General features: G+C 57.7%; 22 protein-coding genes and 1 CRISPR repeat array. Of the genes, 13 read left to right on the top strand and 9 right to left on the bottom strand.

Annotated elements, in window-relative coordinates; genetic code table 11:
* Window positions 1-10: 10 nt before the first annotated feature.
* The gene (gene purU, locus COA65_05745) at window positions 11-874 is read right to left on the bottom strand and encodes a formyltetrahydrofolate deformylase (protein PCJ59626.1); all 864 of its coding nucleotides are present in this window, start codon (window positions 872-874) and stop codon (window positions 11-13) included.
* Between the two features lie 206 nt (window positions 875-1,080).
* Between purU and COA65_05740 the strand changes: the two genes are divergently transcribed.
* Window positions 1,081-2,178, top strand: coding sequence for a hypothetical protein (locus tag COA65_05740; protein ID PCJ59566.1), 1,098 nt, complete (start codon window positions 1,081-1,083; stop codon window positions 2,176-2,178).
* A gap of 51 nt (window positions 2,179-2,229) precedes the next feature.
* Here COA65_05740 and COA65_05735 read toward each other — a convergent pair whose 3' ends face one another.
* From COA65_05735 to COA65_05725, 3 genes are all read right to left on the bottom strand, one after another.
* Window positions 2,230-3,501 (bottom strand): adenosylmethionine--8-amino-7-oxononanoate transaminase, encoded by a 1,272-nt coding sequence (locus tag COA65_05735; GenBank protein PCJ59625.1) that lies wholly within the window; start codon window positions 3,499-3,501, stop codon window positions 2,230-2,232.
* Window positions 3,502-3,518: 17 nt separating this feature from the next.
* Entirely contained in the window at window positions 3,519-4,559 is a 1,041-nt protein-coding gene (gene bioB / locus COA65_05730; GenBank protein ID PCJ59624.1) for a biotin synthase BioB, read from the bottom strand.
* A 165-nt stretch (window positions 4,560-4,724) separates the two neighbouring features.
* The gene (locus COA65_05725; protein PCJ59565.1) at window positions 4,725-5,708 is read right to left on the bottom strand and encodes a UDP-N-acetyl-D-glucosamine dehydrogenase; all 984 of its coding nucleotides are present in this window, start codon (window positions 5,706-5,708) and stop codon (window positions 4,725-4,727) included.
* A 168-nt stretch (window positions 5,709-5,876) separates the two neighbouring features.
* On the opposite strand from COA65_05725, the gene bioD reads away from it, so the two are divergent.
* The 4 genes from bioD to COA65_05705 all read left to right on the top strand — a co-directional run bounded on the left by bioD (window position 5,877) and on the right by COA65_05705 (window position 9,198).
* On the top strand, window positions 5,877-6,608 hold the full coding sequence (gene bioD / locus COA65_05720) for a dethiobiotin synthase (GenBank protein PCJ59564.1): 732 nt from the start codon (window positions 5,877-5,879) through the stop codon (window positions 6,606-6,608).
* Window positions 6,605-7,228, top strand: a complete 624-nt coding sequence (nudF, locus tag COA65_05715) for an ADP-ribose diphosphatase (protein PCJ59563.1) — start codon at window positions 6,605-6,607, stop codon at window positions 7,226-7,228. The genes bioD and nudF overlap by 4 nt, the downstream gene beginning before the upstream one ends.
* Window positions 7,229-7,306: 78 nt before the next feature.
* Window positions 7,307-8,305 (top strand): cysteine synthase A, encoded by a 999-nt coding sequence (locus COA65_05710; protein ID PCJ59562.1) that lies wholly within the window; start codon window positions 7,307-7,309, stop codon window positions 8,303-8,305.
* A 41-nt stretch (window positions 8,306-8,346) separates the two neighbouring features.
* Window positions 8,347-9,198, top strand: a complete 852-nt coding sequence (locus COA65_05705) for a 3-mercaptopyruvate sulfurtransferase (GenBank protein ID PCJ59561.1) — start codon at window positions 8,347-8,349, stop codon at window positions 9,196-9,198.
* Here the strand turns inward: COA65_05705 and COA65_05700 are convergent.
* A complete protein-coding gene (locus COA65_05700) occupies window positions 9,195-10,424 on the bottom strand; it encodes a sodium:dicarboxylate symporter (GenBank protein PCJ59560.1) in 1,230 nt (409 codons plus the stop codon). The two genes, COA65_05705 and COA65_05700, sit on opposite strands and share 4 nt — an antisense overlap.
* 143 nt (window positions 10,425-10,567) lie before the next feature.
* Here COA65_05700 and metC point away from each other — a divergent pair, with 143 nt between their 5' ends.
* Complete coding sequence (gene metC / locus COA65_05695; protein ID PCJ59559.1) at window positions 10,568-11,731, top strand: cystathionine beta-lyase; 1,164 nt, start codon at window positions 10,568-10,570, stop codon at window positions 11,729-11,731.
* Between the two features lie 7 nt (window positions 11,732-11,738).
* Here metC and COA65_05690 read toward each other — a convergent pair whose 3' ends face one another.
* The 4 genes from COA65_05690 to COA65_05675 form a co-directional block, all read right to left on the bottom strand.
* Window positions 11,739-12,545, bottom strand: a complete 807-nt coding sequence (locus COA65_05690; protein PCJ59558.1) for a hypothetical protein — start codon at window positions 12,543-12,545, stop codon at window positions 11,739-11,741.
* 68 nt (window positions 12,546-12,613) lie between these two features.
* On the bottom strand, window positions 12,614-13,012 hold the full coding sequence (locus COA65_05685) for a hypothetical protein (protein ID PCJ59557.1): 399 nt from the start codon (window positions 13,010-13,012) through the stop codon (window positions 12,614-12,616).
* Window positions 12,993-13,835 (bottom strand): hypothetical protein, encoded by an 843-nt coding sequence (locus COA65_05680; protein ID PCJ59556.1) that lies wholly within the window; start codon window positions 13,833-13,835, stop codon window positions 12,993-12,995. The genes COA65_05685 and COA65_05680 overlap by 20 nt, the downstream gene beginning before the upstream one ends.
* A gap of 3 nt (window positions 13,836-13,838) precedes the next feature.
* Window positions 13,839-15,227: a hypothetical protein gene (locus COA65_05675; GenBank protein PCJ59555.1), complete on the bottom strand. Its 1,389-nt coding sequence runs from the start codon at window positions 15,225-15,227 to the stop codon at window positions 13,839-13,841.
* A gap of 119 nt (window positions 15,228-15,346) precedes the next feature.
* Here COA65_05675 and COA65_05670 point away from each other — a divergent pair, with 119 nt between their 5' ends.
* The 7 genes from COA65_05670 (at window position 15,347) to cas2 (ending at window position 22,940) form a co-directional block, all read left to right on the top strand.
* On the top strand, window positions 15,347-16,324 hold the full coding sequence (locus tag COA65_05670; protein PCJ59554.1) for a zinc ABC transporter substrate-binding protein: 978 nt from the start codon (window positions 15,347-15,349) through the stop codon (window positions 16,322-16,324).
* Window positions 16,325-16,392: 68 nt separating this feature from the next.
* Window positions 16,393-16,800, top strand: a complete 408-nt coding sequence (locus COA65_05665; protein ID PCJ59553.1) for a phosphoribosyl-AMP cyclohydrolase — start codon at window positions 16,393-16,395, stop codon at window positions 16,798-16,800.
* Complete coding sequence (gene modA, locus COA65_05660; protein ID PCJ59552.1) at window positions 16,754-17,581, top strand: molybdate ABC transporter substrate-binding protein; 828 nt, start codon at window positions 16,754-16,756, stop codon at window positions 17,579-17,581. The genes COA65_05665 and modA overlap by 47 nt, the downstream gene beginning before the upstream one ends.
* A gap of 41 nt (window positions 17,582-17,622) precedes the next feature.
* Window positions 17,623-18,321 carry a hypothetical protein gene (locus tag COA65_05655; GenBank protein PCJ59551.1) on the top strand — a complete coding sequence of 233 codons (699 nt, stop codon included), beginning with the start codon at window positions 17,623-17,625 and terminating at the stop codon, window positions 18,319-18,321.
* Between the two features lie 194 nt (window positions 18,322-18,515).
* Window positions 18,516-21,695, top strand: coding sequence for a type II CRISPR RNA-guided endonuclease Cas9 (cas9, locus tag COA65_05650; protein ID PCJ59550.1), 3,180 nt, complete (start codon window positions 18,516-18,518; stop codon window positions 21,693-21,695).
* The gene (locus COA65_05645) at window positions 21,692-22,600 is read left to right on the top strand and encodes a subtype II CRISPR-associated endonuclease Cas1 (protein ID PCJ59549.1); all 909 of its coding nucleotides are present in this window, start codon (window positions 21,692-21,694) and stop codon (window positions 22,598-22,600) included. The genes cas9 and COA65_05645 overlap by 4 nt, the downstream gene beginning before the upstream one ends.
* Window positions 22,601-22,634: 34 nt before the next feature.
* Entirely contained in the window at window positions 22,635-22,940 is a 306-nt protein-coding gene (gene cas2 / locus COA65_05640) for a CRISPR-associated endonuclease Cas2 (GenBank protein PCJ59623.1), read from the top strand.
* A 93-nt stretch (window positions 22,941-23,033) separates the two neighbouring features.
* Window positions 23,034-23,924: direct repeats of the CRISPR family, unit length 33 nt; unit sequence AGTTTAGCTGATTAGGAAACGCGGTCCAACCGC.

The following is a 23,924-nucleotide window of genomic DNA, read 5'->3' as shown; positions in this document are numbered from 1 at the left end:
CCGGCTATATCTACCGGAAGACGACTGTCTTTTTTCCGTGCAGGAGAACGCGACGTTCGAGGTGATAGCGCACCGCGCGTGCCAGCACGACGCTTTCGATGTCCCGGCCAACATGGATGAATTCCTTGATCGTGCCGGCATGGTCTACACGCTCGACTTCCTGCTCGATGATCGGCCCCTCGTCAAGATTGGGGGTGACGTAATGCGCCGTTGCGCCAATCAGTTTCACGCCGCGTTCGTGAGCCTGCTGGTAGGGTTTCGCTCCTTTGAACCCTGGCAGGAAGGAATGGTGAATGTTGATGATACGCCCCGACAACCTCCGGCAAAACTCCGGCGTCAGAATTTGCATATAGCGCGCAAGAATAACAAGTTCGGCACCGCTTTCCTCGATAAGGGCCAGAATTCTAGCTTCCTGCTCACCTTTCGTCTTCTCGGTGACCAGGAAATGGTGAAAGGGAATGCGATGCCAGTTGGCAAGCTCGGCCAGATCCGGGTGGTTTGAAACGATCGCCGGGATATCCATCCCAAGCGCCCCCGTCCGGTAACGGTAAAGCAGATCGTTCAGGCAATGATCGAACCGCGAAACCAGGATGAGGACCTTTGGGCGCGCGCGCGCGTCATAAATATCCCAATCCATCTGGAAAGGCTTGGCGATCTCGGAAAATTTCGCAAAAAGCGCCGTCTGGGAAGGCGTCTTCGCCCCGCGCAGATAGACCGTCCGCATGAAAAACTTCCCGGTCTTCATGTCACCAAAATGAGACGATTCGGCAATAAAGCAGTCCTGGTTTGCTAGAAAGCCGGCAACGGCGGCGACAATCCCCGTCCGGTCCGGACAGGCAATCGTCAGGATGGAGCGCTCTTTTTCAGAATCCATTGCCAATTTTCCTTCTTCGACGCCTTCCGAGAGCCAAGAACTTGGCTTAACCCTGTAGGGGCAAACTTGACAAGAGGTAAACTGGGACCGGATTTCCCATTTGGGAGCCTGAAATTGTTTCCTCTGGCGACCAAAATAGGCATACTTGAATGCAGTCGCCACCATGTGCGCGACCCAAAAAGAAAAGTCTTTAGGGAGGAAAACCTATGACGACCACCAAGACAGAGCGTGGAATTCTAAAAATAGAATCCCAGAGCAACGATATTGTGGACGCCGCCCTTTTCAATCCGGTTTTGAACAATGGACGCCGCAGCTTTCTCAAACGCGCCGGCCTCGCCACTGCGGGTGCCTTTCTTGGTGCTGGCATTCCCTTCCAACAGAAAGCGCCGAACGCATTCCTTCCCTCTGCGCTGGCCGCCTCCGGCATCCGCAGGCCCGAAGACTTCAAGCATCACTATGTCCAGCTAAAAGACGTCAAGATGCATTACGTCCGCGAGGGCAAGGGCCCGCCGCTCCTCCTGTGGCATGGCTGGCCGGGCTATTGGTGGGAATGGCACAAAAATATCGGCGAACTGGCCAAGCATTTTGACGTGATCGTTCCCGACATGCGCGGTTATGGCGATACGGAAAAGCCCGACCTCAAGGACATTTCGAGCTACCATCTCAATCACGTCCCTGAGGACTACGTCCAGTTGATGGATGCCCTGGGCATTGAGAAGGCCTACATCGTCGGCCACGACTACGCCTCCATCGTCGCTCACAAATTCATTCGCAAATACCGCAACCGGGTCATCAAAGCCCTCGTCATGAACCCCATCGTTCCCGGTTTTGGGCCACGCTATCTAAGCGTCGGGCATTTCCCGGAATCCTGGTATTCGCAATTCCACCAGCTCGACATGGCCGTTGACGTGGTTTCTTCTTCGCGCAAAGCGACGAAGCGCTACTTCCAGCATTTCCTCACGCATTGGTCCTACAACAAGGATCTGCTCACGGATGAGGAGCTGGAAATCTTTACGGATAATTTCGTCAAACCCGGAAACGTGCATGGGGGGTTCAATTTCTACCGGGCGAATTTGTCGATCACCAGCAACCCGTGGACGCCGCTGGATCGCACAATCTCGGATCTTAAAATGACCTTCCTTTGGGGCATGGGGGATCCCGTCGTTCCCTCCGCCTGGTCCAACGATGTTCCGCTCTGGTACAACAATTACACGATGGAATATGTGCCAGACGGCGGCCATTTCCTGATGTGGGAGAAGCCCGATCTCGTAAACAACCGGATCAAAAAAGCCTTCCTTGGCTAACAAAGCCAAACGTTAAAAACCCTCGGCGCGCAAATCGCGGTCGGGGGTTTTTTATGCCCGCTTTTGCACCGACCACTCACCAACCACCTTGACGATGGCGTCTGTAAGACAGGCCAATTCTTCTTCTGAGATCACAAAGGGCGGCATCAGATAAACCATGTCGCCGAAGGGGCGAATCCAGACCCCTTCTTCGATAAAACGACCGCGCAACCAGTCGTGATCGACCTCGCCTTCAAGCTGAACAACACCGATAGCCCCCTTCACGCGCACGTCGCAAACGCCGGAAAAGGCACGGCATGGCGCGAGCGCGGAACGCAAATGCGCCGCAATCGCCGCCACCTGTTCGAGCCGCGGCTCGCTCTCAAACAAATCGAGGGACGCGTTCGCCGCAGCGCAGGCCAGTGGGTTGGCCATAAAGGTGGGGCCGTGCAGGAAGGCTTTTTCCGGGTCTTCCCCATAGAAAGCGTCAAAAACCTCAGACGTCGCAACCGTCGCCGCCAGGGGAAGCGTGCCGCCGGTCAGCGCCTTTGCAAGGCACAAAATGTCCGGCGTGATGCCTGCCTCCTCGCACGCAAAAAGCGCGCCTGTACGCCCAAAGCCCGTGGCAATTTCGTCGGCGATGAAAAGCACGCCCTGGCGGGTGCAGGCTTGCGATATCCAACGCAGGGTTTCAGAAGAATGAAACCGCATGCCGCCAACCGCCTGAACAAGCGGCTCTAGAATGACACCCGCAATTCTGTTCGCGTTACACGCCAGAAAATCCTCGAAACGCTTCGCCCCTTCGGCATCGTCAGGAACGTCCACAAAAAATTGTTCGGGAATGTAATCGCCAAAATGCTTGCGGTCATGAAAGCCGACACCGGGGTCCGAGACAGCCATCGCCCCCAGCGTGTCGCCATGATAGCCACGACGAAATGCAACAAAACGGTCGCGCCCGGTCTGGCCCCGATTGGTCCAATATTGGACCGCAAGTTTTAGCGCAATGTCGATCGCGACAGAGCCGGATTCAGAAAAGAAGACGCGCGACAGCCCCGACGGCAACAGCGCGACAAGGCGGTCCGCAAGACGCACCGACGGTTCATGAAGAAATCCGCCGAACATGATATGGGGAAAGGCTTCAAGCTGGTGGGCAACCGCCCTTTGGATATGGGGGTGGTTGTAACCGTGACAGGCCGTCCACCAGGACGCAATGCCATCAATAAGTTCGCGGCCATCTTTAAGGCGAATGCGTGTGCCTTCCGTCGCCACCGCTTCCAGGGGCGGCGTTTCCGTCGCCATCTGGGTATAGGGCAGCCAAAGATGTTCTGAATGCCGCCCCGGCATATCCGGCGGCGGGCGCGTCATCGATGCGGATGTTCGTCAGGCGGCGCGGAAAGTTCTTCACCCTTAAGACCGAGACGTTCAAAAAGAGCGCGGTCCGCGCTTTCCTCCGGGTTGCCGGCAGTCAGTAGTTTTTCGCCATAGAAGATCGAGTTGGCGCCGGCAAAGAAGCAAAGGGCCTGCATCTCATCGGTCATATGTTCGCGCCCCGCCGACAGACGGACGACGGATTGCGGCATAAGAATCCGGGCAACCGCCACAGTGCGCACGAATTCAATCGGATCAACCGTTTCGCTCTTTTCAAATGGCGTTCCGGCAACCCGTATCAAAAGGTTGATGGGTACACTCTCAGGGTGTGTCGGCAAATTGGCAAGGGTCATCAGCATGCCTGCACGATCTTTGCGCGCTTCTCCCATGCCAAGAATACCGCCCGCGCATACTTTCATGCCCGCAGCGCGCACATTGGCCAGGGTGTCGAGGCGATCCTGATACGTTCGCGTCGTGATGATCTCGCCATAGAATTCTTCCGACGTATCGACGTTGTGATTGTAATAATCCAGGCCGCCTTCCTTCAATGCGGCGGCCTGTTCTGCCGTCACCATGCCGAGGGTGGCGCAGGTCTCAAGGCCCATCGCCTTCACTTCGCGGATCATTTCAAGGACGCAAGGAAGATCCCGGTCCTTTGGATTGCGCCAGGCAGCCCCCATGCAAAAACGCGTCGCCCCCACCGCTTTTGCTTTGCGCGCCTCGCGCACGACCTCTTCCACGGCAAGGAGCTTTTCCGCCTCAAGATCGGTATCGTAGCGAGCACTTTGCGCGCAATATTTGCAGTCTTCCGGGCAACCGCCCGTCTTGATGCTGAGCAATGTACTGATCTGCACGCGGTTCGGATCGAAACTGCGACGGTGCAGCGAATGCGCCTCAAAAAGAAGATCGTTAAAGGGACGATCAAAAAGAGAAAGAATTTCCTCGCACTGCCAGTCATGGCGGAGAGCGTCGCTGCTAGCGGTCCCTGACGGGGCTGTGACATTAACTGGGGCTGGGGACGAGTTCGACGTCATTTTCAAGAGATCAACCTTCCAAAGGGTAACAGCGATATACTCGTTTTTTCGCAAAAATTCACGAAAAAAGCCGTGCCACAGTCGCATCGGCCGTGGCGAAGCGGTCCGCCTCGCCATAGAGGGATTGGAGAAAGGCAGGCTTCCGCTTCCATAGACAGGCCCCCCTTAACCAGGCAGCGTCCCTTTTGCACCAAGAGCCTGGCTGCGGCTCGCATGCAGTTTCAGGCTCTCGTTAATCAACAAGGCCGTTTCAAGGGCGTGGCGACCGTCTTCACCGCTGACGAGGGGGGGGCGACCTTCCGCAATGGATTTCAGAAACGCATCGATTTCGCGTTCTAGAATGTCCTCGTCTTCATACGTGTGCTCTTCAACGTCAATTTTCGGAACGCCGGGAAGGCTTTCCCCTTCCCCCTTCCGGGCGACGACCACTTTTTTGTTCACAAAGTCGATCATGAGATAGGCATCGTGTTGAAAGATACGCATCTTGCGCTCGTTCTTCATGCTGATACGGCTTGCCGTCACATTTGCAATGCAGCCATTTTCAAAGTGAAGCCGCGCATTGACGATATCTTCCTCCCCTGAAAAAACCGGCGCCCCGGCCGCATCGACCTCGGATATTGGCGATTTGACGAGATATTGGATCATGTCAATGTCGTGAATCATCATGTCCAGAGTCACGCTGACATCCGTGCCGCGCGGCTTGAAAGCAGCGATACGGTTGCATTCGATAAAAAGAGGCCGATTAATCACCCCTTCGAGTCCGAGCCGGGCCGCCGAAAATCGCTCAAGATGCCCGACCTGAAGCACAAGGCCGTTTTCCGCTGCCAGACGGATCAACTCGTCGGCCTCGGCAAGGTCGCCTGTGATTGGCTTTTCAATCAGAACATGCACGCCGTTTTCAAGAAAAGCCTTGGCGACCTCGTAATGAAAGGGTGTCGGCACGGCGATGCTGACCGCATCGACCTTGCCAAGCAGGTCCCGATAGTCGGAAACGAACGACACACCGTGTTTTTCGGCAATTTCCCTGGCGCGTGCCGGATCGCTGTCGGCGACAGCGGTAAATTCCGAAAGGGCAAGACCCGCATATTTGTCAGCGTGAAATTTACCGAAATAGCCAACCCCGATGACAGCCGTTCTTATTTTCTCCATTCTTTTCAACCTTATGTTTTTTCTTAGACTTTTTTTCAGGTTCTCTCCGCATGCGTCACAATGTCATAGCCAAAGCACCCCCCCTTCTGCAAGTGCTGAACGCGTTGACTAACCTTCAGATGGCTGGCTACATCATGGGCAAAGGCGCCAGAGGCACAGGAATTTTTCATGCGGTCGTTTTTCATCACCTCTTCCGGCACCGATGTCGGCAAAACCTTTGTTGCCGCCCTTCTCGCCCGTCAGCTTCAAAAGCGTGGATTGCGAACGGAATTGCTCAAACCGGTCATTACCGGATTTGTCATCGGTGACAAGAATTGCGACAGCGCCATTCTCATCGAAAGCCTTGGCCATGCCGCCGAGGCCGAACGCATCGTCGCGATTTCGCCATGGCGATTCCACGATCCCATTTCCCCCGATATGGCGGCGCAACGAGAGGGCCGCGCGATTGATTTTGACGAACTGGTGCGCTTTTCCAGGACAAACCCAATTTCAGGCAAGGTGGCGCCGGATTTTCGTTTTGTCGAGGGGATCGGCGGCGTCATGGTGCCGCTTACGGAGAAAAAGACCGTCCTGGACTGGACCCGGGCCCTTGGCTATCCGGTTCTTCTTGTTGTCGGCAGCTATCTTGGTAGTCTCAATCACAGCCTGACTTCGGCACTGGCCCTAGAGCGCAGCGGCGTCGAAATTGCCGGCGTTATCGTGAGCGAATCAACGCATCAGCCGGTGCCCATGAACGATACCATCCAGACGCTTTCGCGCTTCCTCCCCCGCGTGCCGATGCTGGCGCTACCCCGCCTGGCTGGCGGCCTGGAAGCATGGCAAGAGGCTCCGGACCTGGTGACACCGCTTTTCATGGAGACATCACGGCCACGCCAGCCGGTGCCACCCAAGGAGACATGAGGACGATGACCAAGGGAAAAAAGCCGCAGGTTTCTATCCTGCAAAAACAAACCGCCTTTCAGGGCTATTTCCGCATCAACCGCTATTTTCTGCGCCACACGCTCCACGAAGGGGGGTGGAGTGACGAGGTCAAGCGGGAGGTGTTCGAGCGTGGGCACGCAGCCGGCGTTCTCGGCTACGACCCGGACCGGGACGAAGTGTTGCTGATTGAACAGTTCCGGATCGGCGCCTTTGTCGCCAACCGTCCTGCCTGGGTCACCGAAATCGTCGCCGGCATCATCGAGGAAGGCGAAAGCCCAGAGGTGGTTGTCCGCCGCGAGGCGGTCGAAGAAGCCGGACTGGAAGTCGGCGAACTGATCCCGATTGCCGATTACCTGGTAAGTCCAGGCGGCACGTCGGAAACGATGGCGCTTTTCTGCGGCCACATGGATCTGAAGGACGCCGGCGGCATTCACGGCCTGGATCACGAGCAGGAAGACATCCGCGTCCTGCCAACGCCCAGAAAAGAGGCCATGCGCCTGCTAAAAGAAGGGTGTCTCAACAATTCGATGACCATTATCGCGCTGCAATGGCTGGCGCTGAACGTGGACGATTTGCGCAAACGCTGGGCAAGCGCATGAGACTGAAAGACAACGCCTTGCTTTCGGGCAGACACGACCGATAAGTTAGCCTCCCATTCAAAAAACGTCAGGAATCACATGGACATCCGGGACGGACTCCTAGGCACAATCGGCAACACACCGCTTATTCGCCTCAAAGGTCCGTCGGAAGCAACCGGCTGCGAAATCTTGGCAAAGGCGGAATTTCTCAATCCCGGCGGCTCCATCAAGGACCGAACGGCACTTTTCATCGTTCAGGACGCGGAGAAACGCGGTCTTCTAAGGCCGGGGGGCGTCATCGTCGAAGGAACGGCAGGCAACACCGGCATCGGGCTGGCACTGGTTGGCAACGCCCTTGGTTATCGCACGGTCATCGTCATGCCGGAGACCCAAAGCCAGGAAAAGATCGACATGCTAAAAATGTGCGGTGCCGAAATTCACCTTGCGCCCGCAGTCCCCTACGCAAATCCGGAAAATTACGTCCCCGCCTCCGAACGCCTGGCGAAAGAACTGGCCGAGAAAGAGCCGAACGGCGCCATCTGGGCGAACCAATTCGACAACCTTGCCAACCGCGACGGCCATTATCGGACAACCGGGCCCGAAATCTGGGAGCAAACGGACGGCAAAATCGATGCCTTTACCTGCGCCACCGGGACGGGCGGCACCCTGGCCGGGGTGGGCATGGCCCTGAAAGAGCGGAACCCGGCGATAAAAATCGTGCTCGCCGACCCAATGGGCTCGGCCCTTTTCAACCATTTCGACCATGGCGAACTGAAGGCAGAGGGTTCCTCGATCACCGAGGGAATTGGCCAGGGGCGCATTACCAAAAACCTCAACGGCGCCCCGATCGACGACTGGCTGCGCGTCACCGATGAGGAGGCCCTGCCGCTGATCTTCGACCTCGTCAAATCCGAAGGGCTGCTGGTCGGCGGATCAAGCGGCATCAATATCGGCGCGGCAATAAAAATTGCCAAAGAAATGGGCCCCGGCCATCGCATCGTTACGCTGATTACCGATACCGGTGCCCGCTACCAAAGCAAGCTTTTCAATCCAAAATTCCTGCGCGCAAAAAACCTGCCTGTGCCGGAGTGGATGTAAGATTTAAATTAAATAAAACAATGCATTGATGGAATATACTTATGGATTACATTAACCACGATTCCGTGATCAGCACGGCCAAACTGGCCGAACAACTCCACGCACCGGACATCCGGATCGTAGACGGCACAAACCAGTTTCCAGACCCGGACCTGGACCCCATGAAGGAATATTCGAAAGGGCACATTCCCGGTGCCGTCTTCTTCGATACCGGCGAGATCGCCGATACGCAAAGCCCTTATCCGAACATGCTTCCCTCGCCTGAAAAATTCACCAGCCGCGTCAGCGCGTTGGGCCTTGGGGATGGCTGCCGCATCGTCGTTTACGACGCCGCCGGTCTGATCAGCGCAGCGCGCGTGTGGTGGATGTTTCGTTTTTTCGGTCACAAGGACGTCGCCGTGCTGGACGGTGGCCTGCCAAAATGGATCCGTGAAGGCCGCGCCATTGATGACGCGCATGTTACCCCGGGCCGCCGCCACTTTACGGCCTGCATCAACAATCTTCTGGTGCGCGATACCGATCAGATTCTGGCCAATCTCGACAGCCATGACGAACAGGTCGTCGATACGCGAAGCGCCGAACGTTTCCACGGAAAAGTGCCGGAATCCCGTCCCGGCCTTCGCGCCGGCCATATCCCGGGCAGCCTCAACCTGCCTTACCCGGATATTCTCGACCCCAGGGAAAAAACGCTACTGCCCGCCAGTGAATTGCAACGCAAATTCACCGATGCCGGGATTGACCTTAAGAAACCCATCGTAACCAGCTGTGGCTCTGGGGTTACGGCAGGCGTCGTGACGTTGGGCCTGCATTTGCTGGGGCTTGAGGACGTCCCCGTCTATGACGGGTCCTGGTCCGAATGGGGCAGCCGGAACGATTTGCCGATCGCAACCTAAGACGTGCCACCGGAGGAGGGCTTCGGCAAAAACCGGTGAACAATCGCCGCCCCTGTCGCGTCGCCCCAGACGTTCACCGCCGTGCGGAAGCGGTCGAGGAACCAGTCAACCGCAAGCAAAAGCCCAAGCCCCTCCAGGGGTAACCCCACGGCCGTCAACACGATGACCATCGTCACCAGGCCTGCCTCGGGAATGCCGGCGGCACCGATGGCGGCAAGGGTGGCGGTGATGAAAACCAGACTCTGGGCCCCCAGCCCAAGATCGATGCCATAGGCCTGGGCAATGAACATCGCCGCCGCCGCCTCATAAAGGGCGGTGCCGTTCATGTTGACCGTGCTTCCCAGCGGCAGGACGAAGCGGATCGCTTTTTCGTCCACCGCCTGTTCGCGCGCGCATTCCATCGTCAACGGCAGGGTCGCCGACGAACTGGCCGTGCCGAACGCCGTCAGAAGCGCGCGCATCAGGCCCAGCAGATAGCCCAACCCCCGGCCGCTTACAAAGATCATCAGCAGCACCAGAAAGAGAAAATGGATCGTCAGCCCGCTCAACACGGTCACGACATGAAGGCCGACGGCGCTCACCTCGGCTAAAAACGCATCCCCACCCCCTGCCTTTCCAAGGCGCGCAGCGACAAGGGCGAAGATACCAACCGGCGCAAAATACATCAGCCAGATGACCACCTTCATCAACGCTTCGTTCAACCCGTTGAAAAGCCCGATGACATGCTCGCCAACCGGCCCCAACGTTGTCAGGGCGGCGGAAAGCAGGATGGAAAAGAAGATCAGGGGCAGAAGCTGCATTTCTGCGGCGGACGCGATCAAATTCGGCGACACAATGGAAAGCAGGATGTCCGTAAAGCCGATTTCCCTTTTCGCCGCGACCGCTTCGGGCAGACTTTGTACTTCGAAGTCAAGCCCAACGCCGGGCTGAATGAGATTGACGACGACAAGCCCGATGACCACCGCCACCGCCGTCGTGCCGACAAAGTAAAGAATGGTAATGCCGCCAATACGCCCCAATTTTCTTATGTCGCCCAGGGAAGCCACGCCGCTGATGACGGCAGCGACGATCAGGGGAATAATCAGCATCTTCAGCGCGTTCAGAAAAAGTTCGCCCAGCCAGGCAACGGCAAGCATGTCTTCTCCCCAGAACCAGCCGGTCACGACGCCGGCAAGAACGCCAAGCACGATCAGCAGAAGAAGAATGGTGGCGTGAGTATGGGGCATGCAGCACCTTCAATCCTGTTTCCGGCCCATCATCTTAGAAAGGGCGGCGTTCTCCAAGCCCAAAAGCGGACGCCTTGACCGGCCCTGCCAGTCACTTTACAAGCGGAAAGATCGGGCATCGCGGTAAAGTGGACAGGTTTCAGATGAAGGAAGACACGCGCATCGTCAATGCCGGGCGGAACCCGGAAGAAAATTTCGGGATCGTCAATCCACCGATCTATCGCGCCTCCACCGTGACCTTTCCAAGCCTTGCGGCGCTTGAATCCTTCGACAAGCACCCCTTCGACGGGGTCTATTACGGTCGCCACGGCACGCCGACGACCTTTGCGCTGGAAGCCGCCATCGCGGAGCTTGAAGGCGGCGATCGCAGCATCGCAATGGCGTCAGGCCTTGCCGCCATCGCCGCATCGCTTTTCGCCTTCCTCAAAGCGGGCGATCACCTTCTGGTTGCCGACAGCGTCTATGGGCCGACACGGTATTTTTGCGATCAGGTGCTGGCGCGCTTCGGCGTCGAAACGACCTATTACGATCCGCTTATAGGCGCCGGCATCAAGGATTTGCTGCGGTCAAACACGAAGGTCGTCTTTGTCGAGCAACCCGGATCGCTGACCTTCGAAGTGCAGGACATTCCTGCCATCGCCAAAGCAGCCCATGAAAAAGGGGCCGTCGTCATCCTGGACAACAGTTGGGCGACGCCGCTTTACTTCAAGCCGTTCGACCATGGCGTTGACGTTTCGATTCAGGCGGCGACGAAATACATCGTCGGCCACGCAGACGCCATGCTTGGCGTCATCACCACCCTTGAGCCACATTTCAAGACGGTCCGGCAGACGGTCGCCAGTCTGGGGGGCTGTTCGGCACCTGAAGAATGCTATCTGGCCCTGCGCGGCCTGCGCACGCTCCACATCCGCCTTGAACGGCATCAGAAAACGGCGCGCATCCTCTGCGAATGGCTGAAAGAGCGACGCGAAGTGGCGCGAATTCTTTATCCAGCCCTTCCCGAAGATCCGGGCCATGCCATCTGGAAACGCGACTTCACCGGTGCGCCGGGGCTTTTTTCCTTCATCCTCAGGGACCGTCCGAAAAAAGCCATCGCCGCCATGCTCGACGGCATGAAACTGTTCGCCATCGGGTATAGCTGGGGCGGCTATGAAAGCCTGATCCTCCCCATCTACCCAGAAACAATCCGAACGGCGACGACCTGGAAAGAAGGGCCTGCCATCCGTATCCATGCGGGGCTTGAAGACCCGGACGATTTGATTCAGGACCTCGACGAAGGCTTCAAGCGGCTAAACGCCGCTGGCTAGACCGCCCCTATAATTCGTAGAAAACCGTAAAAATCGTCCGGACGTCAAAATTCTCATCGCTGGTAAGCGGTGCGCCAAGGCCAAAACCCAGTTTGATGTCTTCGTTTTCAAAAGGCGCGCTTAAAAAACCAATAGTGGCGTTGATCACTGTTTTGTTGTCGGTGCCTTTTGCGACCCCCTTGCCATCGAATTCAAGCAACGGCGTGAATTTCGGCGAGAGCGGATAAAGAAAAGCGAGATTGAAGCCGATTTCAAGATCGACTTCGTCCGCTTCTTCTTCCGATTGGTTCATAGGAATCCCAAAGCTGAGTTGGGCCGTCATTTGCAGGCCGCGCACTTGCCAGCCCGCATTCAGAAAGGGTTCCAGCTCCCATTCACGGTTGCTGCCGATTGCCTTGCTTTCATCCCCGGTGGGTAGCCCGATTTCAAGCCCACCGCCGAAGGCGAGCCCTTCTGCCGGAAAGATAAAGGGCGCGAATTTTAGACCGATTTCGATTGTGCCGAGGTTCGAACGGCTTGGCCCATCGCCCGGATCTAAAAAAGCGTATGGCACGCCAAGTTCAAACCCAAGCCAGTCATTGAAAGCGTATTCTGCCGTCAACCCAAGGGTGTGTTCCGTGCCTGCTGCCCGATTGCGAAAGCGGTGATCGAGGCGAAGGCTCGTTTCCAGCGTTGGCGTTTCGCCAATAAGAGGATCAAGAAAATGCAGGGATTCCGGTGAAGGCTTTCCCTTCTCATGAGCAATCGCCGGAGTGCCCGCCAGGAGAAGACATAGAAAAAACCCTGAGACGTTTAAGAATTTCATCGTTCGCAACTTTCACATTTCTTTCTTCTGCCGCGAGGCAGAAAAAACGCTTCCAGAAAACAGTAAACTTGGAAAAGCTAGAGAATGTGCGTGCGTGGCGGTGCGCGGCTTGGAGGCCGCGTCACAAGGAAGCTGTCTGTCTGCCGCACCGCCGGCAGAAGGAATGCCAGAGCCGTGAAAGATGGCAAGGCAACGAAAGAAGCTGGAACGAATGCGAGCGGTGACGGTCCCTGCAGACAGCAAAGCGAACACGCAATCGACCCCGGTTCGTGTGGTGAAGACGGCCCTTCCCCGCCTGCGTGGCGGAGGCCGGAACCGGAGCAAATTGTCTGAAGCGCGATCGCGAGATCGCCAGGCATCTCCCCCGTTACAGGGGCCGAAGCCGGCCTCGCCTGGCCCGCACCGGAAAGGATGAGGCAAAGGATGCCGAAAACGGCAAGGGCGTTACCGAGCTTATTAAAGATGGGACTGCGCATGGGCGACGGGTTCCTTCTTTCGCCCCGCCATATAACCCAAGGCACCAACCGGCACAAGCAGGCTTGCCGCAAAGATCAGGAAGGCCGTGGCGGCGATTGATGGGCCGGACGGCGTGTCCCAAGTGAACGAGCCCCAGACCCCGCCAATGACGGCCGCGACGCCAAGAAAGGCGGCAAGCACAGCCATTGCCTCAGGGTTACGGACAAAGCGCCGCGCCGTCGCCGCCGGAATAATCAGCATCGACGTAATCAAAAGGATGCCCACGATCTTGATCGCAACGACAATCACCAACGCAATCAGCATCATGAAACAAATCTGCACCCGGCGCACCGGCACGCCCTCGACCCGGGCAAGTTCTTCGTGGATCGTCATGGCAAGGAGCGGCCGCCAGATCGCCACAAGGAGGGCAAGGGCCGTGAAGCCGCCGCCATAGATCCAGAGAAGATCCACATCACCAACGGCGAGGATATCGCCAAAGAGATAGCCCATCAGATCCACACGCAGGCCTTCGAGAAAGGCCAGCCCGACCAGCCCGAAGGCAAGCGCCCCATGGGCAAAAATCCCAAGCAGCGTGTCGGTAGCCAGTCGCTTTTGCCGCTCGGCAAACGCAAGCGCCAGGGCAATGGCAACGGCCACCGCAAAAATACCAATCAACGCGTCGAGATGCAGCAAGAAGCCAAGTGCCACACCAAGAAAGGCAGAATGGGCCATGGTGTCGCCAAAATAGGCCATCCGCCGCCAGACCACGAACACGCCCAGGGGGCCGGCGACAATGGCAACGCCAATGCCAGCCAAAATCGCGCGCAGCAAAAGATCATCCATGGCTTAGACCTCCGGTCCGGGGGTCGGCCCCCCGGTAGGTGGCACATCGGAGGCCGGTAAAACATTTCCGGCCTCGTCGTGGACGTGATCGTGGTGATGGGTGTAGACGGCAAAACGCGTCTCATCGGCCACTTCGCCAAACAGGGCCAGATATTCCGGATGCCGGCTGACGGCTTCTGGATGGCCGGCACAGCAAACGTGGCGGTTCAGACAGATAACCTCGTCCGTCGCCGCCATCACCAGGTGCAGATCATGGGAAATCATCAGCACGGCACAACCCTGCTTGCGGCGGATATCGCCGATCAACCGGTAGAGTTCCGACTGGCCCGGCATATCGACGCCCTGAACCGGTTCGTCAAGGACAAGCAAATTCGGCCTTCTGAGAAGGGCGCGCGCCAACAGAACCCGGCGAAGCTCGCCACCGGAAAGGCTTTGAATAGGGTGGGTCAAGATATCCCCGGCGCCGACGACGGCAAGCATCTCGCGGACATCCGCCGCCCCCCTCCCCGCCATCGCCAAAAACCGTCGGACGGTAAGGGGCAGGTTCGGGTCCACCACAAAAGTCTGGGGCACGTAGCCGATGCGGAGGCCGTTGGCCTTTTTGATTTTGCCCGCCTCGGGGTCGATAAGACCGAGAAGGACCCGGACGAGGGTTGTCTTGCCGGAGCCGTTCGGGCCAATGATCGTCACAATCTCGCCTTTATGGACGGCAAGATCGACGCGATCCAACACCAAAAGCCCGCCATGGCGAAGCGTCAGCCCCTTTGCCGAGATCAGCACGGGGCCCTGCTTCAAATCCTGCCCGGTGCCGGACAGGTTCTGCGATGGCTGTGGTGGTGGTGCCTCCGGCGGCATTTTCAACGCCTCCGGCGATACCTCATGGCGGCAATCGCGGCAAAACCCATGGACCTCAATTGTGGCACCAACCAGTTGAAAATCTTTCGCCCTGGCCCCGGCTGCCAAAGTCGTTTCGACCGCCCGATTGTCCAGTTCCGTAACCTTCCCACAATCTTCGCAAATCAAATGCTGGCTTGGGTGGGGCCGCGACGGATCGACGCAGCCGAGATAGGCGTTCCGGGATTCAATCCGGTGGATTAGCCCCTGCTCTCTCAGAAAATCGAGGGCGCGGTAAACCGTCGGCGGCCGGACGGACTTGCCCGCCTCCTGGAGGCGGTCAAGAATGGCATAAGCCCCAAGGGGCATATGGCTGTCCCAGATCAGTTCAAGAATCTGACGGCGAAGCGGTGTAAAACGCACACCGCGCTGCTGGCAAAGGTCCGCCGCCACCGTCATCGCCTCTGTCATACAGCGGCGATGATCGTGCCCATCGTCGGGCGGTGGAGCTTTTGGCCGCGTTTCTTGACCGGACATCGACTTCATCGCTTCTCGCATAAAAAATCTATATTTTTCAGGGAATAGATGCCTGTTATGCTATAACATACCTTCTATAGAAACAAGGCGAAGGACGTCGTACAGACGCGCCTTTAAAGACGAAAAAGTAACTATATTTCATGCCGTTATTAAAAGTCTTTAATGTTCTTTCTGTTTTGGTCGTTTTTGGCCTAGCCATCCAACCGGTCAAAGCCACACCGCCCGCTGTGACTGCGCCACCCGCCGTGGTCGCACCACCCGCTGTGGCCGTCAGCATCCCCCCCCTGCATTCCCTTGTCGCCGCCGTCATGGAGGGGATCGGAAAACCGGCTCTTCTCAGCCCCGGCGGCACCTCCCCTCACCGCGCGATGCTACGCCCATCGACCGCCAGGCACCTCGCAGAGGCAGATCTTGTCTTCTGGGTCGGGCCGGAACTGGAGAATTTTCTGGAAACGCCCTTAAAGCGTCTGTCGGAAAAATCTGGGGCCAAAATCATAGCCCTTCTGCACGCACCGGGCATATTCCGCCGTGAGGCGAGGCATCTGCATCGGGATACCGACAGCGAATCTCACAATCCGGACGCAAATTACCAATTGGACCCCCATTTCTGGCTCGACCCGGAAAACGCAATCCGGATTGTGGCAATCGTCGCCGAACAGCTTGGTGAAGCGAACCCGGAACGGACGGCCATCTATCGGCAAAATCGCGACAGGACAATCGCAAGGCTGCGCGCCCTGGACCTGGAAATACGGCGAAAGCTTGCCCCCCTCGCCGGCATCCCGTACCTCGTTTTTCACGATTCCTATGCCTATCTTGAAGGGCGTTATGACCTCGGCCCGTCGCAAGCCGTCGCCATTGATCCCGAACGCCGGGCCGGCCCACGCCGGATCGTGGCACTTCGCAGGAAAATCACCGAAAACGCCTTTCGCTGCCTTTTCCACGAACCTCAATTCACCGCGCCTATCCTTGCGCGCTTGCGTGAGGGATCGGATATTTCCACCGCGCCGCTGGACCCGCTGGGAAGTGGTCTGACACCAAGCCCAGACCTTTACTTCCAGATGATGCAAACAAACGCCACGTCGCTGCAAAATTGCCTGATGCCCGCGCGGGACGGTTGACAGGGCGCGCCCCTTTAGCGCATCCCTCAAGAAGACAGAACGAACAAACGCCGCCTAGGAGAACACCGATGCCAAGCGCATGGGACGATGCTTTGCCAGAAATTCTGGAAACCGTCCTTTTCGATCAAAACGGTCTTGTCCCGGCAATCGCCCAACAAGACGGCACGGGCGAGGTTCTGATGATGGCGTGGATGAACCGCGAAGCGATCAAAAAGACCCTTGCGACCGGCCAGGTCCATTATTGGTCGCGATCCCGCAAGCAATTGTGGCGAAAGGGCGAGTCATCCGGGCAAACCCAGACGCTGATCGACTTTCGTCTGGATTGCGACGGCGATACGGTGCTTGTAACCGTCGAACAAAAAGGGGTGGCCTGCCATACCGGCAGGCAAAGTTGTTTTTTCCGCGCGGTGCGCGGGGGAAAACTCGAAAATGTGGAAGATGTCCTTGTCGATCCGAAGAACCTTTACAAAAGCTAGAATGCAAAAGGGCATCTTTTGCGTTTTTGCACTCGTGGTGCTGTGCATTCCCGGCACGCTTCTCGCGGAAGCACCAGAAAGAGTGATAACGCCGGTTACCGTTTACGCGCCCACAAGCCTTACCAACGTGCTGCAAGTCGTTTCCGAGCGTTTTGCTGCAAAGGGTTTGGGGGCGGTGCTGGTCACCTTTGCCTCCAGTGCCGAGCTTGAGAAGCGGGTTTCAAAAGGTGCGCCGGTTGATCTTCTGATTACGGACCGGCCGGAGTGGAAAGAGGCTCTTGCCGCTTACGGCATCACGCCCACCGGCAAAACCTCGGAAATACGTGGCAACGGGCTGGTTTTCATCACCCGCAAGAACAGTTCCATTCAGCTCGGCATTCCGCTTGGCCTCCACATCACGAAGAACCTGAAAGACCGGACGATCACCATCGGCGAGCCGGACAACGTGCCCGCCGGAAGCTATGCCCGCGAGGCGCTTTCGCAGCTTGAACTGTGGGAAGCGTTGACGCCCAACTTTCTTTTCGCAAGCGACGTGCGCGAAGCCCTTACCCTGGTCGAACGCGGCCAGGCGGATGCCGGCATCGTCTATGCGACGGACGCGCTGATCAGCGACCGGGTGAAAGTGATCGCCGTCATCCCGGCAACGACCCATGCGCCCATCCGTTACCACCTTGTTCCCATTGGCACACGCACAGAACCGGCGGTGACGAATTTCTACCACTTTCTGCGCGAGCCGGAAGTCGAGAAAATCTTTAAACGTTTTGGCTTTCACCCGAGCTAGGCCGGACGTGCGCGCGCCGCTATACTGACCCCTTGGGATGCATGGTCGGAGGCAAAAATCCGGTGCGCGCAAGCAAGGTTTTGTTTTTCTTTCTGGCCTTTGTTTTTCTTGCCGCAAGGTCGGCGGATGCCTGTTCGCTTCCCCAAGGCAAGTTTTCTTATGACATCCTGAACGACAATACCCCCATCGGCGGCGCATGGATCGACTTCGAACGCGAGGGCACGCGCACGAAAGTTTCGACCCTCATCAAGGTGAAGGTCACGCTTCTTTATCTGATCCCGCTGCTGAATTACCGCCATCAATCCGAAGAAATCTGGGAGACGGATGTTTTTCAGAGCTTTGATGGAAAAACCGTCGACAACCGCCGCGAAGTCGCCATTCGCATCAAACCGAACAGTCATGGACCGAACGGACAGAGTTTGAAGGTGAACCGGAATGGCAGCCTTTCAGAGATTGAAACGCCGCTGTTTTCTCAAGTTATCTGGTGCAAGGAAACCCTGAGGCATGCCCAGCTTTTCAGCCCCCTAAAGGGGCGCATGAAGGCCATTCGCACCGAGGATATGGGCCAAGCCGCCATCACCATCCGGGGACAGACGCATCAGGCCAAGGCCTTCGCGCTCATCCAGATGCGCAAGGGCAAACCCGTGCGTACCGACCTCTGGTATGGCGAAGACGGGGTGATCCTGAAGGCCCGCTTCCCGTCGAAACGCGGCACCATCGTTACCTTCCTTCGGCATTAGACACCGGAAACAGGAAAACCCGAAAAAAGAAAGGCGGCCCCGAAGGACCGCCTATTTTGTGAATCTTTCATCTTGTTAACGGAAAGACCTCGTTTCCTAGTCAGCTAAACCAGTCCCTGATTTAACCACCTTTACCCGCATTCGCGCAAGGGGTTTAATCAACCACTGGTTGCGGCTTGAGAGGGAGGAAAGTCATGGCATGGCGTTTGGGACTGGATCTGGGGACGAATTCACTCGGCTGGGCGGCGCTTAAACTAGACGGTCAAGGCCGGCCAACCGGTTTGATCGCATCGGGCGTGCGCATCTTTTCGGACGGGCGCAATCCAAAAGACAAGCAGTCGCTCGCCGTCATGCGTCGGCTGCCCCGCCAGCAACGCAGGCGGCGTGACCGTTATCTCAAGCGGCGCTCTGAATTCATGGAGCGCCTGATCGAACACGGCCTGATGCCGAAGGACCCGGCTGAACGAAAGCGGCTCGAAAAGTTCGACCCCTGGTACTTGCGTGTACGCGGCCTTGACGAGAAACTTTCCCTCCACGAACTCGGCCGGGCGCTGTTCCACCTTCAGCAACGCCGAGGCTTCAAGTCGAACCGCAAGACAGACAAGGGCGCCGAGGATGAAAAGGGCAAGATCAAATCTGCGGCGGAAAACGTAAAAACGGTAATGAAAAACGCGGGCGCGCGAACCCTTGGCGAATATCTCGCCAAACCGCGCGTTAAAAATCCGAAAGATTTCGAAACTCGCAAAGCCGCTCGCAAAGCTGCTCACGAAGCCGCACAGGAACACCCGGTTCGGGCGCGGCTTCAGGGTTCCGGCGCCAAGGCATTTTACGACTTTTACCCCACCCGTGACATGATCGCGCAAGAGTTTGACACGTTGTGGAAAGCGCAGAAAAAATTTCATGACGCGGCGCTGTCCGATGCCGCGCGGGATGCGCTTCGCAACACCCTTCTCTTTCAGCGGAAGTTAAAATCCCAGCCGGTCGGCAAATGTTCGCTTGATCCTTCCGAGAAACGCGCGCCGCATGCCCTGCCCTCGGTCCAGCGCATCCGTATCTATCAGGAGGTTAATCATCTGAACGTGCGGCTGCCCGGCGAGGCTGAGCGCAACCTGACCCTGGAGGAACGTGATTCTCTTGTCGCATGGGCCCTCGCACATCAGAAGCTTGAATTTCAGAAGGCGCGCAAGCTCTTGAAACTGCCGGACGAGGCGCGTTTCAATCTGGAAAGCGAACGCCGCAAGCATCTCGACGGCGACAAGACCGCCGCCGTCCTCGCCAACAATAATCGCTGGGGACCGGGGTGGCGAAAAATTCCGGCCGAGGCCCAGGAAGAGATCGTCAAGCGTCTGCTCGAAGAGGAAAACGAAAAAACACTCGTTGACTGGCTTATGGCCGAACATAGCCTTTCCGCCGAAGCCGCCGAGAAGGTCGCCAACGCGCCCTTGCCGGCCGGACATGGGCGACTGGGCCGCACCGCCACGCGCCGGGTTCTGGCCGAACTGGAACGCGCCGTGATTACCTATGACGCCGCCAAGGAGGCGGCGGGCTATGACGACCTTGATTTCGACGGCGAGGTGTTCGACGCGCTGCCCTATTACGGCGAGGTGTTGGAACGTCATGTCGCGTTCGGCACGGGCGAGCCCGCCGACTTGCCTGAAAAGCGCGTCGGCAAGATCGCCAACCCGACCGTGCATGTCGCGCTCAACCAGCTTCGGCGTGTCATCAATACGTTGATAAAAGCGTTGATAAAACGTTATGGCCGCCCGACCGAAATCGTGGTCGAACTCGCCCGCAATCTGCCGCTGTCCGCCAAGGGTAAATCGGAACTCGAACGACAGCAAAGGGACAACCAGGATGCCAACGACAAGCGCCGCGCCATCCTTGAAGAACAGAAACTATCCGATACTTACGAAAACCGCCTGCGCCTGCGTCTTTGGGAGGAGCTAAACCCGGCTAATCCGCTCACCCGGCGTTGCCCCTATACCGGCGAACAGATCGGCATCGAGCGGCTGTTCACCGATGAAGTGGAGATCGATCACATTTTGCCGTTCTCGCGCACCCTTGACGATGGCATCGGCAACAAAACCGTCTCGATGCGCATCGCCAATCGCGTCAAGGGGCAGAAAACACCTTATGAAGCCTTTGCTTCCTCGCCAGAAGGTTTCGACTGGCCAGCAATAAAGGCGCGGGCCGCCAATCTACCAAATAACAAAAGCTGGCGCTTTGGGCCGGACGCCATGGCGCGCTATGACAACGAAGAGCGGGACTTCCTCGCCCGCCAGCTTAACGAGACGCGCTACCTCTCCCTCCTGGCCAAGACCTACCTTCTACGCACGGGCGCGGATGTCTGGGTGACGCCGGGCCGGTTGACAGCCGATCTGCGCTGGACCTGGGGGCTTAATTCGGTGCTCGCGGGTCACAATCTGGAAGAGGCGGCGGACCCGGCAAAGAACCGCAACGACCACCGCCACCATGCCATCGATGCCATCGTCGTGGCGCTGACCGACCGTGGCCTGCTGCAACGCGTCGCCACGGAAGCGGCACGTGCGGAAGAAAATTTCGACAGACGCCTGCTGGCAGGGCTGAAGGAGCCATGGCGGAATTTCCGCGAAGATGTCCGGACCTCCATCAACCGCATCACCATTTCCCACAAACCGGACCACGGCGTAGAAGGCGCGCTGCATGAGGAAACGGCCTACGGGATCGTTCGGGATCCTCTAACGGGGGAACCGCGGCTCGCAACCCGCAAGCCCGTGACTTCGCTCACGGCGGCGGAAGTCAAGCGCATCGGCGATCTTGGGATCCGCAAGACATTGATGGAACGCACCAAAGGACTTGAAAAAAAGGAGCTTCAGGCCGAACTCGAACGCTGCGTCAAGGAAACCGGTACACACCGTGTGCGCGTCCATAAGGTCGAGGCGGACTACAAGGTCATCCGCCACGGGAAGAATGGAGAATACAAGGCCGTCATCCCCGGCGAGAACTATTGTATCGATATCATCGAAACGCCGGACGGGAAGTGGCGCGGCTATGGCGTGACGCGGTTCGATGCAAACCGGAAGGACTGGACGCCCCCATGGAAACGCGACCACCCCGATGCGCGCCCGATCATGCGGGTCCGGAAGAACGATCTGCTCCGGCTTGAGAAGGACGGACGCGAGCAGGTGATGCGGGTCATCCGCCTCGCACCAAGTGCGAATTGTTTCTACCTAGCCTTGCATAAAGAAGGAGGGGAACTGGAAAAACGCCATAAGGATTCAGAGGATTCCTTTCGTTGGGATTTCGCGAACTTCAGCAAACTCAAAGACCGCTGCGCGCGCCTCGTCCACGTCGATCCCGCCGGGCGCGTCTTCGATCCGGGGCCGCCCCGATGATCGGGCGCATCGTCGAGGTGGCGACCGATGGCGTGCACCTCTCGACCGACCGCGGGTTCATGAAACTGTCCAGAGAGCGCGAGCCCCTTGGCCAGGTGGCGCTCGACGACATCGCCGCGCTGGTCGTCCACGGCCATGGGGCAACTTTTTCGGCCAATCTTGCCGCCCGGCTCGCCGCGCGCGGCGCCCCCATGATTATCTGCGGATCAAACCATGCGCCGGTTGCCTTTCTCCTGCCCATCGACGGACATTTTGAACAGGGCCTGCGCATACAGGCCCAGGCGGAAGCCTCAAAGCCTGTGCACAAGCGCCTCTGGCGCGATCTCGTCAAGGCTAAGATTACTGCCCAGGCGGATGCCCTGGACGTTGCCGGCGAGCGGCCCGGCGCGCTGCGCAGCCTCGCTCGCCAGGTACGCTCGGGCGACCCGGACAACATCGAGGCGCGGGCGGCACGGCGCTATTGGCCATTGATGATGGGACAAGCCTTCAAGCGCGACCGTGGCCGTGGCGGCACCAACGCGTTCCTGAACTATGGCTATATGGTGCTGCGCGCGGCGACGGCGCGCTCCATCCTCGCCGCCGGTCTGCATCCGTCGCTTTCCATTCATCACAAAAGCCGGGGGGAAGCCCTGCGCCTTGCCGATGACCTCATGGAGCCCTTCCGCCCTTTCGTCGATCTTGCAGCCCGGCGGCTTGCGGCAGAGGGGCGCGAGGCACTGGACCGCGACGCCAAGGCGGCGCTTGCCGCCGTGACGACAATGGACCTTCAGGGGCCGCAGGGCGCCTCGCCCCTGCAAACCTGCCTCGACCGCCTGGCTTTGTCGCTGGCGCAGGTCTATCTCGGCGAACGCAAAAAGCTGGAATTCCCCGGGTCACCGCTGCCGCTTTCGGCGACGGCATCGTAATGCCCCTATGAGCCACCTCAGCGGATATCGGATCATGTGGATAATGGTGCTGTTCGACCTGCCCGTGATCGAGCCTAAAGAGCGCAAGGCCGCCACGGATTTTCGGAATTTTTTAAAGGATCAGGGGTTCGAAATGGCCCAATTCTCCGTCTATGTGCGCTATACTTCCGGCAAGGAGGCGGTAGAGACGCTGACCAAAAAGGTTGAATCCGTGCTGCCATCCGGGGGCAAGGTGGATATCCTGCAATTCACCGACAAACAATATGAGAACATTGTCAGTTTTCGAGGGCAAAGCCGTGAACCACAACGAAAAAACCCGGAACAACTCGTGTTTTTCTGAACTCTGCGCGCCTGTTTGCCATTGCCGAGGCTGGTTTTTTGCCCATCAGAACAAGAAAAACGCCCTTGAAATCAATCGCTTGACCAAGGGCGTAGTTTAGCTGATTAGGAAACGCGGTCCAACCGCAACCCATGGATTGGCTCCTTGTCTGTCAGATGGAGTTTAGCTGATTAGGAAACGCGGTCCAACCGCAACTTTTTCGGTCATGTCGGTGGGTTCCTTTTCAGTTTAGCTGATTAGGAAACGCGGTCCAACCGCAACGAAGCCAACACCGCAGCTATTCTTTCTTGAAGTTTAGCTGATTAGGAAACGCGGTCCAACCGCAACATAAGAAAGCCACGCTCGCGCGGATACTGAAGTTTAGCTGATTAGGAAACGCGGTCCAACCGCAACCGGTTGACGATCCCAGCGCGCGCGCAAAAAAGTTTAGCTGATTAGGAAACGCGGTCCAACCGCAACCTTTGTGGCGCGCGGTCATGGTGACGACGCAGTTTAGCTGATTAGGAAACGCGGTCCAACCGCAACGGGTTTCTTCGCGCTGCGTGGCAAAAGACGAGTTTAGCTGATTAGGAAACGCGGTCCAACCGCAACAATCCGTCAAACCATATATTTACATTCCGAAGTTTAGCTGATTAGGAAACGCGGTCCAACCGCAACCTTTTGGAAGGGCCTCGCCATAGGCTTCTAAGTTTAGCTGATTAGGAAACGCGGTCCAACCGCAACTGCGGAGAAAATGGGATGCGTGGCTTAACTAGTTTAGCTGATTAGGAAACGCGGTCCAACCGCAACTTTGGGGCGGCGCGGCGGTTGCGTTGGCGGAGTTTAGCTGATTAGGAAACGCGGTCCAACCGCAACTAGAGACACACTCACACATCGCTAGAGTAAAGTTTAGCTGATTAGGAAACGCGGTCCAACCGCAACCCAGTTATAGAACGCCAGCGGCCAGTCCTTAGTTTAGCTGATTAGGAAACGCGGTCCAACCGC

This window comes from Rhodospirillaceae bacterium, assembly GCA_002746255.1.
Lineage (GTDB): Bacteria > Pseudomonadota > Alphaproteobacteria.
The sequence above is the reverse complement of the archived record's forward strand: the minus strand, read 5'-3'. Positions and strand labels throughout refer to the sequence as shown.

Bases quoted from the DNA above. Each gene is read 5' to 3' on its own strand.
- bioB (PCJ59624.1), bottom strand. From the start codon at position 4,559: ATGACGTCGAACTCGTCCCCAGCCCCAGTTAATGTCACAGCCCCGTCA.
- COA65_05680 (PCJ59556.1), bottom strand. From the start codon at position 13,835: ATGGATGATCTTTTGCTGCGCGCGATTTTGGCTGGCATTGGCGTTGCC.
- COA65_05655 (PCJ59551.1), top strand. From the start codon at position 17,623: ATGGTCGGAGGCAAAAATCCGGTGCGCGCAAGCAAGGTTTTGTTTTTC.
- modA (PCJ59552.1), top strand. From the start codon at position 16,754: ATGTGGAAGATGTCCTTGTCGATCCGAAGAACCTTTACAAAAGCTAGA.
- cas9 (PCJ59550.1), top strand. From the start codon at position 18,516: ATGGCATGGCGTTTGGGACTGGATCTGGGGACGAATTCACTCGGCTGG.
- COA65_05675 (PCJ59555.1), bottom strand. From the start codon at position 15,227: ATGCGAGAAGCGATGAAGTCGATGTCCGGTCAAGAAACGCGGCCAAAA.
- bioD (PCJ59564.1), top strand. From the start codon at position 5,877: ATGCGGTCGTTTTTCATCACCTCTTCCGGCACCGATGTCGGCAAAACC.
- COA65_05665 (PCJ59553.1), top strand. From the start codon at position 16,393: ATGCCAAGCGCATGGGACGATGCTTTGCCAGAAATTCTGGAAACCGTC.
- COA65_05705 (PCJ59561.1), top strand. From the start codon at position 8,347: ATGGATTACATTAACCACGATTCCGTGATCAGCACGGCCAAACTGGCC.
- purU (PCJ59626.1), bottom strand. From the start codon at position 874: ATGGATTCTGAAAAAGAGCGCTCCATCCTGACGATTGCCTGTCCGGAC.
- COA65_05670 (PCJ59554.1), top strand. From the start codon at position 15,347: ATGCCGTTATTAAAAGTCTTTAATGTTCTTTCTGTTTTGGTCGTTTTT.
- metC (PCJ59559.1), top strand. From the start codon at position 10,568: ATGAAGGAAGACACGCGCATCGTCAATGCCGGGCGGAACCCGGAAGAA.
- COA65_05645 (PCJ59549.1), top strand. From the start codon at position 21,692: ATGATCGGGCGCATCGTCGAGGTGGCGACCGATGGCGTGCACCTCTCG.
- COA65_05725 (PCJ59565.1), bottom strand. From the start codon at position 5,708: ATGGAGAAAATAAGAACGGCTGTCATCGGGGTTGGCTATTTCGGTAAA.
- nudF (PCJ59563.1), top strand. From the start codon at position 6,605: ATGAGGACGATGACCAAGGGAAAAAAGCCGCAGGTTTCTATCCTGCAA.
- COA65_05700 (PCJ59560.1), bottom strand. From the start codon at position 10,424: ATGCCCCATACTCACGCCACCATTCTTCTTCTGCTGATCGTGCTTGGC.
- cas2 (PCJ59623.1), top strand. From the start codon at position 22,635: ATGTGGATAATGGTGCTGTTCGACCTGCCCGTGATCGAGCCTAAAGAG.
- COA65_05685 (PCJ59557.1), bottom strand. From the start codon at position 13,012: ATGCGCAGTCCCATCTTTAATAAGCTCGGTAACGCCCTTGCCGTTTTC.
- COA65_05740 (PCJ59566.1), top strand. From the start codon at position 1,081: ATGACGACCACCAAGACAGAGCGTGGAATTCTAAAAATAGAATCCCAG.
- COA65_05710 (PCJ59562.1), top strand. From the start codon at position 7,307: ATGGACATCCGGGACGGACTCCTAGGCACAATCGGCAACACACCGCTT.
- COA65_05735 (PCJ59625.1), bottom strand. From the start codon at position 3,501: ATGCCGGGGCGGCATTCAGAACATCTTTGGCTGCCCTATACCCAGATG.